17 protein-coding genes are annotated in these 18533 nt (G+C 38.5%); 15 read left to right on the forward strand and 2 right to left on the reverse strand.

What is annotated here, in order from left to right; all coding sequences use genetic code 11:
- Positions 1-104: 104 nt before the first annotated feature.
- The 12 genes from IA57_RS04475 to IA57_RS04530 are packed head-to-tail and all read left to right on the forward strand — an operon-like array spanning position 105 to position 13465.
- The gene (locus IA57_RS04475) at positions 105-749 is read left to right on the forward strand and encodes a polysaccharide deacetylase family protein (RefSeq protein ID WP_236625372.1); all 645 of its coding nucleotides are present in this window, start codon (positions 105-107) and stop codon (positions 747-749) included.
- 52 nt (positions 750-801) lie between these two features.
- A complete protein-coding gene (locus tag IA57_RS04480; protein ID WP_084176721.1) occupies positions 802-1359 on the forward strand; it encodes an outer membrane lipoprotein carrier protein LolA in 558 nt (185 codons plus the stop codon).
- Entirely contained in the window at positions 1340-1951 is a 612-nt protein-coding gene (locus IA57_RS04485) for a hypothetical protein (protein ID WP_036119856.1), read from the forward strand. Before IA57_RS04480 ends, IA57_RS04485 begins: the two co-directional genes overlap by 20 nt.
- Positions 1952-1958: 7 nt before the next feature.
- Positions 1959-2600, forward strand: a complete 642-nt coding sequence (locus IA57_RS04490) for an outer membrane beta-barrel protein (protein ID WP_036119857.1) — start codon at positions 1959-1961, stop codon at positions 2598-2600.
- A 3-nt stretch (positions 2601-2603) separates the two neighbouring features.
- Positions 2604-3206, forward strand: a complete 603-nt coding sequence (locus tag IA57_RS04495; protein WP_036119860.1) for a porin family protein — start codon at positions 2604-2606, stop codon at positions 3204-3206.
- Between the two features lies 1 nt (position 3207).
- Positions 3208-3573, forward strand: coding sequence for a hotdog family protein (locus IA57_RS04500; RefSeq protein WP_036119863.1), 366 nt, complete (start codon positions 3208-3210; stop codon positions 3571-3573).
- A gap of 1 nt (position 3574) precedes the next feature.
- On the forward strand, positions 3575-4072 hold the full coding sequence (locus IA57_RS04505) for a hypothetical protein (RefSeq protein ID WP_036119865.1): 498 nt from the start codon (positions 3575-3577) through the stop codon (positions 4070-4072).
- A gap of 19 nt (positions 4073-4091) precedes the next feature.
- Positions 4092-5288 carry a DUF2062 domain-containing protein gene (locus IA57_RS04510; protein WP_036119868.1) on the forward strand — a complete coding sequence of 399 codons (1197 nt, stop codon included), beginning with the start codon at positions 4092-4094 and terminating at the stop codon, positions 5286-5288.
- Entirely contained in the window at positions 5281-8976 is a 3696-nt protein-coding gene (locus IA57_RS04515) for an MMPL family transporter (protein ID WP_036119870.1), read from the forward strand. The genes IA57_RS04510 and IA57_RS04515 overlap by 8 nt, the downstream gene beginning before the upstream one ends.
- Positions 8973-10511, forward strand: coding sequence for a phytoene desaturase family protein (locus tag IA57_RS04520; RefSeq protein WP_036119872.1), 1539 nt, complete (start codon positions 8973-8975; stop codon positions 10509-10511). The genes IA57_RS04515 and IA57_RS04520 overlap by 4 nt, the downstream gene beginning before the upstream one ends.
- A complete protein-coding gene (locus tag IA57_RS04525; RefSeq protein ID WP_036119873.1) occupies positions 10508-12169 on the forward strand; it encodes an acyl-CoA--6-aminopenicillanic acid acyl-transferase in 1662 nt (553 codons plus the stop codon). The genes IA57_RS04520 and IA57_RS04525 overlap by 4 nt, the downstream gene beginning before the upstream one ends.
- The gene (locus IA57_RS04530) at positions 12170-13465 is read left to right on the forward strand and encodes a phenylacetate--CoA ligase family protein (protein ID WP_036119875.1); all 1296 of its coding nucleotides are present in this window, start codon (positions 12170-12172) and stop codon (positions 13463-13465) included. It abuts the gene before it with no gap.
- Positions 13466-13470: 5 nt separating this feature from the next.
- On the opposite strand, the gene IA57_RS04535 is transcribed toward IA57_RS04530, so the two are convergent.
- Together IA57_RS04535 and IA57_RS04540 are read right to left on the reverse strand one after the other, a co-directional pair.
- Entirely contained in the window at positions 13471-15273 is a 1803-nt protein-coding gene (locus IA57_RS04535; RefSeq protein ID WP_036119878.1) for a hypothetical protein, read from the reverse strand.
- A 195-nt stretch (positions 15274-15468) separates the two neighbouring features.
- Complete coding sequence (locus tag IA57_RS04540) at positions 15469-15816, reverse strand: hypothetical protein (protein ID WP_036119882.1); 348 nt, start codon at positions 15814-15816, stop codon at positions 15469-15471.
- A 508-nt stretch (positions 15817-16324) separates the two neighbouring features.
- Between IA57_RS04540 and IA57_RS04545 the strand changes: the two genes are divergently transcribed.
- The 3 genes from IA57_RS04545 to IA57_RS04555 all read left to right on the forward strand — a co-directional run bounded on the left by IA57_RS04545 (position 16325) and on the right by IA57_RS04555 (position 18443).
- A complete protein-coding gene (locus IA57_RS04545) occupies positions 16325-16792 on the forward strand; it encodes a type II secretion system protein GspG (protein ID WP_036119885.1) in 468 nt (155 codons plus the stop codon).
- Between the two features lie 301 nt (positions 16793-17093).
- Positions 17094-17798, forward strand: coding sequence for a hypothetical protein (locus IA57_RS04550; protein ID WP_036119887.1), 705 nt, complete (start codon positions 17094-17096; stop codon positions 17796-17798).
- A gap of 141 nt (positions 17799-17939) precedes the next feature.
- The gene (locus IA57_RS04555) at positions 17940-18443 is read left to right on the forward strand and encodes a hypothetical protein (protein WP_036119890.1); all 504 of its coding nucleotides are present in this window, start codon (positions 17940-17942) and stop codon (positions 18441-18443) included.
- Positions 18444-18533 lie beyond the last annotated feature (90 nt).

Genomic DNA, 18533 nt, shown 5'->3' on the forward strand with positions numbered 1-18533 from the left:
TTACATGCGCTTTTCTTGCTGTATGCTTATGCTTTTTCTTTCTAAGCATCGTTCCTTTTTGGGTTATTTTTATAGGCTTAGCCTTATGGTTGGTGTTAACTGGTTTGGGGTCTGGCCTTATAGGCTGGAATTATCATTTTAACTCGGTATTATCAAACCCAAATGAAGCACAGAACCGCGTTGCCATTACGTTTGATGACGGTCCCAACCAAAATATGACACCCAAGGTTTTAGATGCCTTAGACAAATACAACGCCAAAGCCACGTTTTTCTGTATTGGAAAACATATTGAAACATCGCCTAACATTTTCAAAACAATTATTAATAAAGGGCATACCATAGGAAACCATACTTACAGCCATGCAAACACCTTTGGTTTTTTCTCAACAAAAAAGGTTATCGCAGAGCTACAACAAACCAATACGGTTATTTTTAACCATGCAGGCATAAAACCAATATTGTACCGCCCGGCCTTTGGGGTAACCAATCCAAACATAAAACGCGCCATTGCCCGCTTAAATCTAACATCGGTTGGTTGGAACAAACGCGCTTTAGATACAACATCTTTAAGCGAAACGGCTATTTTAAAACGCATAACAACAAACTTACAACCGGGCGATATTATTTTATTACACGACACCAGTGAGAAATCTTTACGTGTTTTGGAACAGTTATTGTTATTTTTGCAAAAGAGAAATTTAAAGTCGGTAACTGTAGATCAACTTTGTAACTTAACCCCTTATGCATAAGCTAATTTTTATATGCTGTTTTGTTTGCTGTAGCATTCAGGCACAAACAAAAATGACAACCACTGAAGCCGAAAATTTAAAAGCACTTGTAAAATTGCAGGCCGAAACTACCAAAACAATTGTAAGCGATTTTACCCAATACAAACATTTAGACTTTTTATCGAACGACATTGTTACCAAAGGACGCTTGCACTTTAAAGCTCCAAATCTGGTTAAATGGGCCTATAACCACCCGTTTGAGTATGCCGTTATTTTTAAAAACGAAAGCCTTTATATTAACGATGAAGGCCATAAGAGCCAAATTGATATTGGTGCCAGCAAGATGTTCAAACAGCTTAACCAGCTAATTGTTAAAAGTGTAAAAGGCGACATGTTTAACGAGGCCGAATTTGATATTACCTACTATAAAGCTGCCCAAAAAAGCGAGGTGCATTTTAGTCCAAAAAATCCAGAGTTTTCAGAATTTATAACAAGTTTCCAAATCATTTTCAGCAAAAAAGGCGATGTTGAACAAGTTAAAATGATAGAACCTTCTGGCGATTTCACCAAAATAGTATTTAGCAACCGAACCTTAAATACACCAGTAAACCATGCGGTATTTAACCATTAGTCTGCTTACTTTTTTTCTTTTTAGTTGTGGTTCATACCCCAAAAAACAACAATTAAACCCTACTGAAAATGAAACCGCTGTAGTTTCTAACGGCTATTTTTCCAATGCACAGCACGATTACCTTTACAAAGCCCATATTACAGCCTATGGCAAAACATTTGGCGGGCTGTTTATTGTAAAAAAGACAGGAGAAGACCAACATCGTGTCGCATTTACAACAGAAATGGGCAATAAAATTTTCGATTTTTCCATTAAGAACAACACCTTTACTGTAAACTATATTTTAGAGGATTTAAACCGAAAATTACTACTAAATGTTTTAAAACAAGACTTTACCGTTTTGGTAAAAGAAACCTCTCCAACAACCAAGGCATTCGCAAAAGCCAACACCTCTGTTTTCGAAACCGAAATTTTAGGCAAGCCCCATTACTATTATACAAAAAACAATACTTTAGACCAGATTGTGAAAGTAAAAAACGGAAAAGCCAACACGGTATTTTCCTTTTCAAAAATTAATGATAATATTGCAGAGCAAATAACAATTAAACACCACAACATAGCGCTAGAAATCAATTTAAAATCAATCTATTAAAATCCTTATGAAAAAATCCCTTCTACTTTTTGCTTTTGTTACCGTAAGCCTTACTGCTTTTTCGCAAATAAAAGTGCGCCCTGGTGTTAGACTTGGTTTAAATGCAGCAACTATTTCTAATATGGATAATGCCGAAAGAAAGCTAGGCATAAATGCAGCCACTTATGTTAACATTCACTTTTCTAACTTTTACGAGCTACAAGTAGAAGGCACTTATAACAATCAAGGCTCCACACAAACATATCAAGTATATAATGGCTTCGATCCATCTTTAGGCCATACTCGAGAGGTCGATTTAAACCTACATTATGTTGGTGTTGGCATTGTAAACAAATTTTTTATCATCCCAGATGTTGGATTGCATTTTATTCTTGGCCCAAGTTTAGAAGTAAATGTAGATGATGATGGTGCAGATATTACACCAATCGATTTTTCACTATTTGGAGGTATTGGTTACGAATTCCCATTTGGCTTGGGTCTTGAAGCTAGATATAAGCAAGGCCTAATAGATGTAAGAGAAAACTATGATGGCTCTTATTACATAGGAAACGACTACTATTACGCAGAAAATGATGGCGATTATTACGATGGCAATAATCTTTTAAATGGTGTCATCCAATTTGGAGTATATTACAAATTCAACTTTTAATATATGAAAGCTCGCCCTAAACACATAATCCCCTTCTTAATAGCACTATTTATAGGCCTTTTTTCTGTAGCGCAAACAAAAACATCGTTTGGGTTAAGGGGTAATGTACAAATTACAAAACTGTCCAATGCCGACCTAGACTCGAAAACCAGCGGGTATTTTGGTGCTTTTGTAGATTTTAGGTTTTCCGATTTTTATGCCCTTAGACCAGAATTGGGCTACTCTAACCAAGGCGGTGAAGCCAAAAACAACCTGGAAAACGACCTCGACATCCATTACATTTCGTTAAGTATTAGCAACGTGCTGTACGCCAAAAACTCTGGGGTTCTCTTTATTATCGCTCCGGTTTTTGATTTTGACACCGACGATACGCTTATAGGCCTATCTAACAGAAAGGAAGGCAACGACATTACTTTTATAGATGTTTGTATAAGTGCAGGCATTGGGTACGAGTTCCCGTTTGGGTTGGCTTTAGAAGCTAGGTACAAGCAAGGGCTTGTCGATGTTTATTCGGGAGGGTGGCACGATTTTTCAAACCCTAAATACGAAAACGAAACACAGTTTAACTCGGCAATACAATTAGGGTTGTCATTTAAGTTTAATTAATATGCTATTAAAAGATTTTTATACCATATCGCAGCTAGACGTTACAGATCATATAGCCACAGCGCATATTACCATTAACAAGGACCATGAGGTTTTTAAAGGACACTTTCCAGGAAACCCCGTAACCCCTGGTGTTTGTATGATGCAGATTATTAAAGAGCTCACACAAAACGTGGTAAATAAAACGCTTTTTATGGAATCGTCCAGCAATGTAAAGTTTATGGCAATAATTAACCCCGAAAAAACGCCCGATCTGGTCTTAACCCTTAATATCTCTGAAGCCGACACCCTTATTAAGGTTAAAAACGTAACCAAGTTTCAAGATACTGTAGCGTTAAAATTAAACGCAACATTTAAACCACTTTAGCATGAGGTTTTTATTTATTTTACTTACAAGCTGTCTGGTCAATGCCCAAAGTCTCGATTTAAGCACCCTAAGAGTGGCCTATAAAGATGCCGCCCACGATAGTACTAAAGTAGAATCGTTTTTTCAATCTGTATCGCTGGTAAGCAAACAAGACAAGGTGGCTTTAGTGGCCTATAAAGGAGCTGCCATTGCACTTAAAGCACGAATGGCCAAATCTATAAAAGCCAAAAAAGAAGGATTTATTGAGGGCGTTTCTCTTATTGAGCATGCCATAGAAAAAGAGCCCAACGCCATCGAGCCCAGATTTATACGATTGGGCATACAAGAGAACTCACCAAAAATATTAGGCTACAACAAAGACATTGCAACCGATAAGGCCTTTTTATTAAAACAGTTTAAACACATTCGCTCCGCTAACCTTAAAAATCATATTAAAGACTATATTTTACAATCTAAAGTCTTTACAGATGAAGAAAAAAGCCTAATTTCGGGACTTTAATAAAAGCTGCCTTTTTAAAGTGAACCCATCATTAACCCATCAAAAAATAAACAGCTTAAATGTTTGTGTTATTGTTCCCACCTACAACAACGAACGCACCTTAAAACGCGTTCTTGATGGTGTTTTAGAATACACCGAACACCTTATTGTTGTTAACGATGGCGCCACCGATAGCACAAAAAACATCCTAGCAAACTACAGCAACCTAACCGTAATTACTTTTGAAGAAAATAAAGGCAAAGGGGCCGCTTTAAGGGAAGGATTTAAAAAAGCCATAGCCTTAGGGTACGATTTTGCGATAACCATCGATTCCGATGGGCAACATTTTCCTAACGACATTCCTGTTTTTATTACTGCCCTAGAACAGCACCAAACAAAAAATATCCTGTTTATTGGCGCTAGAAACATGAACCAAGAAGGCGTTCCCGGAAAAAGCAGTTTTGGAAACAAGTTTTCTAACTTCTGGTTTTGGTTCGAAACGGGTATAAAACTACAAGACACCCAATCGGGGTTTAGGTTATACCCGCTACAAGTCATTAAAAACCTACGCTTTTTTACCACAAAATTCGAGTTCGAAATAGAGGTCATTGTCAAATCGGCTTGGAAAGATGTAGAGGTTAAAAACATTCCCATTCAGGTACTTTACGATAAAGCCGAGCGCGTTTCACATTTTAGACCGTTTAAAGATTTTACCCGAATTAGCATTTTAAACACCTGGCTGGTTCTTGTAACCCTACTGTATATAAAGCCAAGAAACCTCTATAGATCGCTTAAAAAAAAAGGGGTTAAACGGTTTTTTGTAGAGGATTTTTTGGGCAGCAACGACTCCCCTAGAAAAAAAGGCCTCTCTATAGCCTTAGGGGTTTTTATTGGTCTATCGCCCTTTTGGGGCTTTCACACCGTTTTAGTTATTTTTCTGGCTCTTTTTCTAAATTTAAACAAGACCATTGCTTTTGCATTTTCCAACGTAAGCCTACCACCGTTTATACCGTTTATAATTTACAGCAGTGTTAAATTAGGAGAGCGTATCCTTAACGTAAAAAACACCTACGACCTGGAGGAGCTTACCCAAAATTTCGCTTTGGTAACGCATCTTAAAACCTATGTTATAGGAAGTCTTGCCTTAGCCGTTATTTGCGCTTGTTTTTTTGGCGTAATTGGTTATCTTCTCTTCTTAATTTTATCTAAAAAGAAAATGGTTACAAACCATGGTTAATTTTTTTAATCGAATATTTCATAGCATTCAAGCCAACAAAGGCCTAAGCGCCTTCGGGCTTGTTGGTATGCTGTGTGTTTTTGGGTATTTTGCTTCAAACATCGAATTTGAAGAAGACATCACCAAGCTTATTCCTACCAACAGCAACAATGCCCAAGCACAAAAGGTTTTAAAAACCGTAAATTTTGCCGATAAGGTGGTGGTTCATATTACCACAACACAGCAAACGGCAGATGACCTAACGCGCTTTGCCGAAATGTTTTTAGACACGCTTAACCACAAGGCGTCTAACTACATAACCGACATACAAGGCCACATCGAGGACAAGACCATAACAAGCACTATGGCCTTTGTTTATGCCAACTTACCCTTATTTTTAGACGCCGAAGACTATAAGGGCATAGAGCAAAAAATGAATCCCGACAGCATTAAGGCCATTACCAAAGGCAACTATAAAACCCTAATATCGCCTTCGGGTATTATTGCCAAAAAAAGCATTTTAAAAGACCCCCTAGGGCTTACCTTTACCGGCCTTGAAAAACTACAAACCCTTAATTTTGGCAAAGATTTTAACCTGCACAATGGCTTTTTGGTAAGCAAAGACCAAAAACACCTCTTGCTGTTTGTAACACCAAAATATGCCTCTAGCGAAACGGCAAAAAACAGCGCGTTTGCAAACATCCTTTACCAAATTGGCGCCCAGCTTAACAACACATTCGAGCAAAAAACAACGGTATCTTATTTTGGCGGCGCATTGATAGCCGTTGAAAATGCCAAACAAATAAAACAAGACATCCTATTTACCGTAGGAATTGCCCTAACGGTACTGCTCCTTATTCTTATCCTGTTTTACAGGAAACTTGTGCTTCCTATCATCTTGTTTATCCCTACCGTTTTTGGTGCGCTATTGGCCATTACTGTTTTGTATTTTATTCGCGATAAAATCTCAGCAATTTCTTTGGGCATTGGCTCTGTACTTTTAGGGGTTACATTAGATTACGCCTTGCACATTCTTACCCACATTAGAAGCAACAACAACATAAAATCGCTTTATACAGAAATTGCCAAGCCTATTTTAATGAGCAGTTTAACCACGGCTTTGGCCTTTTTATGCCTGTTGTTCTTACATTCGCAGGCCCTACAGGATTTAGGTATTTTTGCAGCAATTAGCGTTGTGGGTTCGGCTGTTTTTGCTTTGGTTTTTATCCCGCAAGCCTATCGAGACACTCAGAAAAATCGTCCTAAAAACACCATTATCGATACGTTTTCGGCACTGGCTCTACACAAAAAACCTTGGCTCTTTGTCGCCTTGGGCGCCTGCCTAATCTTATCTATCTTTACCTACAAAACCGTTTCGTTTAATAACGACATTACCAAGTTAAACTATGAGCCCCCAAAGCTCATGGAAGCCCAAAAACAATTGGATGCGCTGACCAACGCAACTTCAAAATCGGTTTATATTGCGGCCTATGGCTCCCAAACAGAAGCTGCGCTTCAAGCTAACGATAGCATTTACCAAACATTAAAACAGTTAAAAGCTCGCGGCCACATCATAGACTTTAGCTCTATTGCAGGAATTGTTCAATCTAAAGCTTTACAACAAGAAAAATTAAACACCTGGCAAACCTTTTGGGACGATAGCACCAAAACCAATTTAAAACAACTGCTTGTAGAAAATGGCACTCCTTTTGGGTTTAAACCTGAAACCTTTCAGCCGTTTTACAACTTCCTTAACCAAGAGTTTTCAACATTAAACAACACCGATTACCAAGCTTTAAATACCATAAGAACCAACGATTATATAACAACCAAAAACCACTTTACCACCATTGCCTCTTTGGTAAAACTAGACGAGAACAACCTAAACTTGCTCAACAACGCCTTTAAACACCTACCCAATACGCTTGTTATAGACCGACAAAGTATGAACGAAACGTTTTTGGGGAACCTTAAAAATGATTTCAACCAATTAATTGGTTATTCGTTGGTTGTTGTGCTTCTGGTCCTTCTTTTCTTTTACAGAAGCCTCTCACTAACTTTGGTCACCAGCATCCCAATCGCATTAACCTGGTTTTTAACCATTGGTATTATGGGCCTTTTGGGGATTGAATTTAATATTTTCAACATTATAATTTCCACCTTCATTTTCGGACTGGGGGTCGATTATAGCATTTTTATTACCAATGGCCTACTGCACGAATACCGTACTGGCGAACAAGCATTACCCACCCATAAGGCATCTATTCTGTTATCGGTAATAACCACCATTTTAGGGGTTGGCGTACTGGTATTTGCCAAACACCCTGCACTGCACTCCATGTCTGTGGTGTCTATTATCGGTATCCTTTCAGCCCTAATTATTTCGTTTACCATACAACCCGTTTTGTTCCGTTTGTTTATTGGCAGCAAACATAAACGCCCCATAACCCTAAGGCTACTTTTACATGCTATTGGCTCTTTTACTTATTACGGCTTGGGTACATTTTTATTGCCGCTTATTGGCATGCTTACTTTTGGACTTATTCCTGTAAGCAAAAAAATTAAAATGCCCTGGTTTCATAAACTGGCGGGAAAATTTATGACCTCGGTACTTTATACCAATCCGTTTGTAAAGAAAAAAATCATCAATCAGGTTGGAGAAGACTTCAAAAAGCCCGCTATAATTATTGCCAACCATACCTCGTTTTTAGACACCTTAACCATAGCCATGGTACACCATAAGGTTATCTTTTTAGTAAACGATTGGGTATACAAGTCCCCTATTTTTGGGCAAGCCATGAAATTTGCTGGCTACTATCCCGTTTCTGAAGGGATTGAAAATGGTCTGGATCACCTTAAAACAAAAATAGACCAAGGTTATTCCTTAGTTGTGTTTCCGGAAGGCACCCGCTCTTACACCAATAAAATAAAACGCTTTCATAAAGGAGCTTTCTTTCTGGCCGAAAAATTTCAGTTGGACATCCTGCCCATTCTCATACACGGAAATTCTGAAGTGCTTCCCAAAGGATCTTTCCCCATTAAAAACGGAAGCATTACCCTAAAGGTTCTTGAGCGCATTCCGTACAACGACACCTCTTTTGGCAACACCGCCAGAGCGCGCACCAAAAGCATTGGCCTGCACGTTAAAAAAGCCTTTAAAGCCTTTAGGCAAGAAATAGAACACGATTCCTATTTCCACAACATTGTTTTAGAAGATTATAGATATAAAGGGGATGCGCTGTATAACAATGTGAAACAGGCGCTAAAGTCGCACAAATCCCGTTATAAACAGATAATGGATGCTGTAAACGAACAAGAACAGGTGGTGCATTTGTCGCAAGGTTATGGCCAATTAGATACCCTTTTGGCTCTGGACAGCCCAGCAAGAACCCTAACAACCTATATAAACCACCCCGAATACCGTGCTATTGTTGCAAACAACTACGCGGTTAACAACCACAGCAACATCACCATATCACCTACCGTTGAGGCAGCTTTAAGTCAGCCACATACCACTTTAATTTTAGACCTAGCAGATTTAAAACCAGCTAACTTTACATCTAGTTTACAAGATATAAAAACAGTTATTTTATTAAATGAAAGCTGTATTTTTAGCCCTTTCTTTTTGGAACATAACACCCTTAGTTTTCAAGAGCACCTGCAAGCAGATGGCCTTATGATTTTAAAACGAAAAACCGAAAGCACATGAAAACACCTTACGATGTTGTTATAGTAGGTAGCGGCTTGGGCGGCCTTGTTTCTGCAGTTATTTTGGCTAAAGAAGGCAAGAAGGTGTGTGTGTTGGAAAAAAACCAACAGTTTGGGGGCAACTTGCAAACCTTTGCAAGAAACCGCTCTATTTTCGATACGGGGGTTCATTATATAGGCGGACTTAGCAAAGGCCAGAACCTCTATCAGCTTTTTAATTTCTTAGGCATTATGAAAGACCTCAACCTAAAAAAAATGGATGAGGACGGTTTTGATGTCATTTCTTTTAATGGCGACGACAACACCTATCGCTATGCCCAGGGCTATGCCAATTTTAAAGCTTCATTGGTTCGTGATTTCCCGGAAGAAAAAACAGCCATAGATGCCTATTGCACTAAAATACAAGAAACCTGCGACGCTTTCCCGCTTTATAGACTAAAAGAAGGCGCCATGTACAACAGCGAAGTGTTTCGCTTATCGACCAAGGCATTTATCGACTCCATTACTTCTAACGAAACCCTAAAAGCCGTTTTAGTAGGCACCAATTTTTTATATGCAGGAGACCCCAACACACCGTTTTATGTGCATGCCCTTTCTATAAATTCGTATATAAAAAGTGCTTACCGCTGTATTAACGGGGGGAGTCAAATCACAAAATTGCTTCTTAAAGAGCTTAAAGCCCACGGTGGCGAAGCTTATAAATATCATGAGGTTACCGGGTTTGGCTATGAAAATGGGCAACTCACCTCGGCCAACTGCGCCAACGGAACAACCTTTTACGGCAAGCTATTTATTTCTAACATCGAGCCCAAACTAACATTAAAACTTGTTGGAGAAGATAAGTTTAAAAAAAGCTACACCAATAGGATTAACGGTATTAAAAATACCATTTCGGCCTTTAGTTTATACCTTGTGTTAAAGCCAAATACCATTAAATACCACAACAAAAACTATTATCACTTTAAGTCGCCAGAACATGTCTGGACCAGCCAAAACTACACCCAAGAGTCCTGGCCGGAAAGCTACATGCTGTCTATGGGATGTAAGAAAAACCAAAGCGATTATGCCGATAACATGACCATAATGACTTACATGCGTTATGATGATGTTAGCCCCTGGTGCGACAGTTTTAATACCACGGTAAACGAAAATGACCGTGGGAAGGAATACGAAGGCTTTAAGGCCGAAAAGGCTGAAAAAATTATCGCCCAGCTTGAAAAAAAATTCCCCAACATTAGAGCCTCTATTTTAACCTACTACACCTCTACCCCTTTGTCCTACCGCGATTATATTGGCTGCTACAATGGGGGCATGTACGGCTATGTAAAAGAGGCCAACAAACCCTTACATGCCATTGTTGCGCCTAAAACCAAAATTAGCAACCTGCTTTTTACGGGGCAAAGTTTAAACATGCACGGTATTTTGGGTGTAACCATTGGAGCGGTACTCACCTGCTCAGAGATTTTAGGAAGCACGTATTTACTAAATAAAATTCTTCAAGCTAATAACACAACCCACATAAAAAACAACGCATGAAAGTCTGGCTTAGCATCATTATAATCCCGTTGGTCTTAACATCCTGTGGCGTTTCTAAATCGCTACACGATGTTCCTGATGTTAGTGCATACAACGCCAACATCCCCGAAAGAACCCAACTAACAGACTCTTCTTTTATACTGCAAACCGACTACCTTACCAAAAACAAACAAGGGCAGTGGGAGCTTTTTGTTCATGGCAATCCGCTACAAATAGGCCTAAAAACAGGCCGTTTAACAAGCGAACTGTTCAAAAAACAGGAAGATGCCTTTTTAAGCAAGGTTAACGAAATGGTACCTTCAAAAACCAAACAGTACATGCTGCGTAAACTACTGGCTTGGTACAACCGTAAAATGTATTTACATGTTCCTGAAGAATACAAAACCGAAATTTACGGACTTTCAAAATTTGCCGGAGATAAATACGACCATGTGGCCGATGATTATTTGCGGGTACTTTATTTGCACGGGGCGCACGACATCGGCCATGCTTTTCAGGATCTTGCCTTAGTTGGTTGCTCCTCGTTTGCTGCCTGGGGCGACAAGAGTGAGGATGGCCATTTAATTATTGGGCGGAACTTCGACTTTTATGCTGGCGATGCCTTTTCTAAGGAAAAAATCATTGCCTTTGTAAGCCCAACAAACGGCCACAAATTTATGTCGGTAACCTGGCCCGGTATGATAGGTGTGGTTTCTGGTATGAACGATGCAGGCCTTACCGTAACCATCAATGCTGGAAAATCTAAAATACCCTTGGTGGCCAAAACTCCCATTTCTATAGTTACCCGCGAGATTTTACAATATGCCTCGAACATTGAAGAAGCCATTGCCATTGCCAAAAAACGGCAAGTCTTTGTTTCGGAATCTATTTTTATAGGAAGTGCTCAAGACAATCGGGCCATTACCATAGAAATGGCACCAGACAATTTTGGCGTTTACGAGGTTGAAAACTCGACACAGCTTATCTGTTCCAACCACTTTCAGAGCGATGCGTTTAAGAACGATGAACGGAATTTAAAACACATGGCCGAAAGCCACTCGCAATACCGTTACAAGCGTATGGAAGAGCTGCTTAGCCAAACCCCTAAACTAACGCCACAAAAAGCCGTGGACATCCTTCGCAATAAAAAAGGCCTAAACAACAAAACCATTGGCTATGGCAACGAAAAGGCATTAAACCAACTTTTGGCGCACCACGCCATTGTTTTTAAGCCAGAACAGCGTATGGTTTGGGTGTCGTCTAACCCCTATCAATTGGGCGAATTTGTTGCTTATAACCTAAACGACATCTTTAAAAATGCAGTCTCAAACAGTAACGCCCTATCGTTACAAAACCCAACATTAAACATTGAAGAAGACCCCTTTCTTTACACCCAAGCCTATCAAAACTACGAGCGCTACCGCATCTTAAACCGCAAGATGCTATCTGCCATAAAACACGACCAACACATGGTTCCAGAGCACATAAACACCTTTAAAAACACCAATCCAGAATTTTGGGAAGTGCATTATGTTATCGCAAAATATTATTACGAAAAAAAATACTATCGTGCGGCTTTAAACAGTTTTAAAGAAGCCCTGACGAAGGAAATTACAACCGTTCCTAATCGCATTGAGATTGAAGATTATATTAAAAAACTAAACCGGAAATTACACTAAATGATTCCAAAGATAGAAAGAGCGTCCGTGCAGGAAATAAAAGCATTTCAAGAAGACAAGCTACAAGCGCTGCTTGCCTACGTAAACACGCACTCTGCGTATTACAACCGTGTTTTCAAGGAAAACAACATCGCCTTGGAAACCATAAAAACTCTAGACGATTTAACCCAACTTCCCGTAACCACAAAAGATGACCTTCAGCGTTATAACGACGATTTTCTTTGTGTGCCCAAAACCAAGATTATCGACTATGTAACGACCTCCGGCACCTTGGGCGACCCGGTTACTTTTGCGCTAACCGACAAAGATTTAGACCGATTGGCCTATAACGAAGCCATTTCGTTCGCCTGCGCAGGTATTACCCCGGACGATGTCCTGCAATTAACCACCACCATAGACCGCCGTTTTATGGCCGGACTGGCCTATTTTTTAGGGGTTAGAAAATTGGGGGCAGGCATTATTCGTGTGGGTGCCGGCGTACCAGAACTACAATGGGATTCCATTTTAAAATTTAAACCCAGCTACCTTATTGTGGTGCCTTCCTTTTTGCTGAAATTAATAGAATACGCCAAACAGCACCATATTGATATTAATGCCTCTGGGGTTAAAGGGGCGATTTGCATTGGCGAATCGTTACGAAACCAAGATTTCTCCCTAAACACCCTAGGCCAAAAAATTACTTCGGCATGGGATCTTGAACTGTTTTCTACCTATGCCTCTACCGAAATGAACACGGCCTTTACCGAGTGTGAGGCCCAGCAAGGCGGTCACCACCACCCCGAACTGATTATTGTTGAGATTTTAGATGATGCCCACCAACCCGTGGCACCTGGCGAAGTAGGGGAACTCACCATAACAACCCTAGGCGTAGAGGGCATGCCGCTATTGCGATTTAAAACCGGCGATATGGTAAAAGCCTACACCAAGGTCTGTAGCTGCGGAAGGAACACCCTACGCCTAGGCCCTGTAATCGGGCGTAAAAAGCAAATGGTTAAATACAAAGGCACAACTTTGTACCCCCCGGCGATGGACAACATTTTAAACGATTTTAGTGACGTTGAAAGTTATGTGATTGAAATCTCGCACAACAACATTGGTACCGATGAGATTTGCATTAAAATTGCATCGAAAAACACCTCCGAAGAGTTTCAGCAAAACATTAAAGACCATTTTAGGGCCAAATTAAGGGTTAGCCCTAAAATAGAATTTCACGATTTTAAAACCATTCAAAAATTACAATTCCCAAAAATGAGCCGTAAACCCGTTATGGTTATAGACAAGCGCACCGAGGCGTAAACGCCTTATACCAGTTCTAGCTCGGGAATAACAAGCGCTTCCAATTCGTGCTTAAAACACTGGAGGTCATTTTTAATGCCCTCATTTAAAACAGCTGTTGAAACCAATTGTTGGTAATACGAAATGCCGTCCAATAAATGGCTTTTAAAAGCCTGCCATTTTTTTATTTGCTTGCCCGTTAATGCTATAGAAGCACTGGTCAGTTCATTTTTTAAATAATCCACGTACATCTTCAGTTCCTTTACAAACATATTGGGTCTGTTTTTGTACGATAGTATAGATTTTGCACCATAAATATGCTGCATCATATCTGCTAACGACACCTCCTTATCAAAATAAGCCAAATTTGGCCCTGGGCAAATAACCACGCCCTGTTTCTGACCTTTAATCGCCATGTCATGCTCTAAATAAGTAGCATTGGCCAAGCCTACACACAAACAGGATTTTTCGGTAATCTTGTCCTTGGCGGTTTTATATGCCGCCTGCGACATCTCTACGCGTTGCGTTTCTAATGCGTTTAATTTTACATCCTGATATTTTTTTGAAGCCGTACAAACTCCTTCTGGACCAAACTCCTTACTTAAGGCCAAAAACTTTTTCGGGCAGGAGCTTCCAGCCTTATCCTTATCTATACGCTGTTGCTTAAAAAAGGCATTGGTAGTCCCCTTTATGGTATTAAAAGGAACACCTAAAGGCGAAATGTTACTTAAATACAAATCCTCTTCTTTGGCCTTTAACAAAAGATTCCTTGTTTGCCGATCTACCGACGTGGCTTCGGGCACCAATAAAAAGGGCGTGCCCCAACCAACAGAATCTACTTGGTAATGATTCAGCAAAAAATTGTGCTCTTCGGCTGTACCAACACCCCCTTGCACCGTAATTTTTAAATCTAAGGGATGCTCTGGCACCGCATACTCTTTCGCTTCCAAAGCCTTAACAAGCACTTGGTGCGTATCTTGGATTAATGTTGTTTTTTTAGCTTTAAACTCTTCTAATATAGGCCCTAACAAATGGCCTTCTGTAGCAAAAGCATGCCCCCCACAATTTAGCCCAGACTCTATACGGTACTCTGAAACCCAAAGCCCTTTTTTGGCCAAAAACTTACCCTGGATAATTGCTGAGCGGTAATCGCTTACTTTTAAAATAAGCTTCTTTTTTAACGCGCCTTGCTCGTCTGGATAGAAATCGCTAAAGTTCTCGAAATAGCTGTACAGTCTAGGGTTCATACCCGCCGATAACACCACCGAGGCGTTTAATTGACTATTGGCAAAGCCACGAAGCGACGCATGGGCATCGTTAAAAGCCACCGGCAGTTGCTTGCCTTTAACAAAGTTTTCCCGGTCTACTTTGGTCATGATATTCACATCTATCGCCCCTGGCCTTAAATGTGTTTCTAGGTATTGTTTAATATGACCTTTAAGTGTAGCACCTTCTTCCAACAAACTTAAAAGTCCTGCCTTAATTGTCGAAGTGTTGGGCAAAGTGGCCATAAAATGTTCTAAAGCCGATGTGCTCTCGGTTAACTCTGCTTTAAATTTTGAAAACTTGTCCTTTACAATCGTATCGACCAAATTTAAGTACGATGTGATGCGTTTGGCGCGGTAATCCTGTGTTTTCTTTGTAATTTCTTGGTAAGGCAAATTGATTTTCTTGCTGTAAAAGGCATTCATCTTTTCTAAAAGCTCGTCGTCTATAATAGAAATAACCGATGAAATGCCATATTGCGCAACACGTATGGGGCTGTCTATGGTATAAGCCAAGCCCATAACGGGTATATGAAAGGTATGTAGTGGTTTAGGTAAAGCCATGCGTCATGTTTAAAATTGAATTCATGGCAAATATGACGATTCCTAATTTACTATAAACTGATATTTATCATGCTTAGCCAAATGCCTGGCACAAAACAACAAAGCTTGCCCGATGCTGTATGAATCTTCTCTCGCTGCGTTAGCGCATGAGTCTTGCGCTTGGCAAAAAACCCGCCCTGTTATGCTTTAAATTGTTTATTTGATTGTTTCTGTTTCCTTGACGACTTGCCTCTCAACAAGTTCTAGAGTATCATCTACATACTCCCAACGGTAGTCAAGCATAATGGTTTCTCCCGTATCTTTAATAGTATACTCGTAGGGATCACAAGGAACTTTTTTAATTGTTCCGTTAAAGGATGTTCCAATAGCTGCTTTACAAGTTGCCTCATCAAAGATTGTTGGCACTGTTGAAGTTCGTGTTGTAAAATAAATTCTGCCTGTTCTTTGGCTTCTTACTGTTTCTACACCTCCTTCTACTATTAAGGCATAGAAAGTGTCCCCATCATCTGTTTGAATGGGTTTAAAATTTTTAATTGTTACCATGTTACGATATTTTAATGTTAGACTTATTGGTAGGGGGAGTATCCCAAAAACCTAAGCCTGGGCGGTTTATATGTGGATTATATCGCTATCTTATTAGTGGTGAAAAATTCTTTTAATGTAGTACATACCATTTTATCTTTCGGACAACAGCTATACACCAAGTGAAGTTAGTAATCTGCAATATACATAGACGTTATGTTTTTGAGATATTTTTGTATATTCGTAGAGCAGGAACTCTCATAGGGACTTCTAACGCTTTAGCTTCATTGGAATTGCAATACCGTTATTATTAGAGAACCAATACAAGTTTACATAATGGGTTAAATACACGCTCACAAGAAGCATAAAAGTTATTACAATCAACAAGTGCAAACATATATCATTAACTTTTACATATTCACCTAGACTAATTAGTGACATAACATTCACGTTATCCAAACAATAATTTAGAAAGTGTGTATACTAGTACTCATACAACTAGTTGTAGCACATTTGAGAAACGAACTAAATGATAGAATTAATACTTTCGACTTTAGCTGAATTTGGACTCATTCGTGAAGATTATAAACATCAAAAACGAATAACTAAAAAAGAAAAAGAAGACGGAATTAAAAGACCGATTCAAAAATATTTTATGCAACCGAGTGCTTTAATGGTAATTGCTTTTTTGGTCGTTGGAAGTTTAAGTGCTATTCTATTTTTTACATATCAAAGAACGTCAGTTTTTCCAGAAAAAACAAAAAAGGAAATATCTGAAATGAGTGACAGAATGGAAAATTGGAATGAAAATCTCGGACAATACCCAACGGAATTGAATGAATTAATCGGAAATAGTCCTTTAAGACAAGATTGGAAAAAAGACGCTTGGAATCGAGAATATGAATTTAAGATTATAGATAATGGAAACGGATTTTTAATCACATCTGCTGGCTCTGACGGAAAATTTGGAACTGAAGATGATATTAAATCGGAATAAAATATTGAAATGAAAAAAAACTCTTTTTGGGATACGATATCTAACTATATGAGGTTTCAAATTATAGTAGCTGGAATAATACTAATTGCAGTAGTAGTTTTAGTTATTGGAAAAGCGATTTTTAATTAAAATGAAATAAATAAAAACGTGCTACAACAACGTGTATAGCTCATTGCGGCTGAATTCCTAATCGGAATTCATTGCAATTTGCTATCTTCGTTCTACGGCGGAAAATCCTCGCGGATTTCCCGCAACGAGCCATACACAAACACGTTGGCAAACATTTTAAAACCGAACATTAATGAGAATTTTTACTTTAATTATACTTTTAGTTTCCTTTAATGTCTTTTCTCAAGAAACGGAGATTTCGGACTTGGAAAAACTAAAGCAAAATTTGACTTCGGATATAAATAAACTAAATGATTCTTTAAAAAAAGTTGAACTTCAAATTGCAGTTTTGAAATCTAAAGAAATCAAAAAAATGGTTTCGGACTCTACTTTAATTTCTTCTGCTAGAGAAGGAGCATATATTAAAAAGTCATCTAACGTAATCGGAGAAATAATTACCAAATTAACAGAAAAAAAAGAAGTAGTGCTATTGGACTATTATGATGGATATTTTGGTATTTGTACAGATTCAATTTGTGGATATATGAGTGAAATGTGGATTGAAAAAAACGAAAAAGTATATGAATTCATAAAAGTCAAAAAGCAAGAGCAAAAAGAATTAAAAAGACTTGAACATGAGAGAAAACTTAAATTAAAAGAAGCTGAATACGCGAAATTAGAAAAAGAGTACATTAAAAAATACGGACAAAAGACATACGACAAACTTAAACAAGGATATTACTGGATTGGAATGAACAGAGAAATGGCCACCATTTCTTTAGGCAGTCCAAAAGATATAAATAGAACTGTTGGTTCTTGGGGTGTTCATGAACAATGGGTTTACGATAATACTTATTTGTATTTTGAAAACGGAAAATTAACCTCATATCAAAATTAAAAAACGATTTGCCAACACCGTGTAAAAATAATTGCTTGGTTCTAGCCTACTCGGAAAATCCTCTCAGATTTTCTATTTGGTTTGTTTTTGCTAATTTAGGTGCTTAAACTACGCAACTAAATCATAACCAAACACGTAACAATGAGACAAACAATTTTAATAATAACCTTAGCTTTATCTTATGCGGTAAATGTGAATGGACAAAATTTCGCGTTCATTGGTGAAAATAGTTACCCTAGTACTGAAAAATTTATGTTGCAATCAAATTCTGACAAAGAAGATATTGGAAACCTAAATCTAGTATTTGCTAAAGACGGAACGGCTTCTTTAATCATAGTAAGTTCTAAGCTGACAGATGTCGTAAAGATTGCCGAGAAACTTATTATCTATCTTGATGACGGTACTGTAATATCATGTACTGACCGCGGAATAAATGATAATGTTGATGATGTTGCCATTTCGGCATATCACCTAACTGCTTCGGAATTGAGTAAAATGAAAAACAGTAACATTAATACTATTCGGTTTGAAATTGTATGTCCTGTATGTGGACCATTGAACTCTTGGGAAGGTGTTTATTCTGCTTCAAATAAAGGAAGCTCTAGAACTGACTTCACAAAGGTTATAGAGAGTTTTTTTAAATAAATAACATAACATTTGTATAGTGCATAGTTCCCTACTAAAGAATAGGTCATCAAAAACAGACTTCTTTGGTTAGTATAAACTTAAATATAT

The organism is Mangrovimonas yunxiaonensis (assembly GCF_000733475.1).
Classification (GTDB): Bacteria; Bacteroidota; Bacteroidia; order Flavobacteriales; family Flavobacteriaceae; genus Mangrovimonas; species Mangrovimonas yunxiaonensis.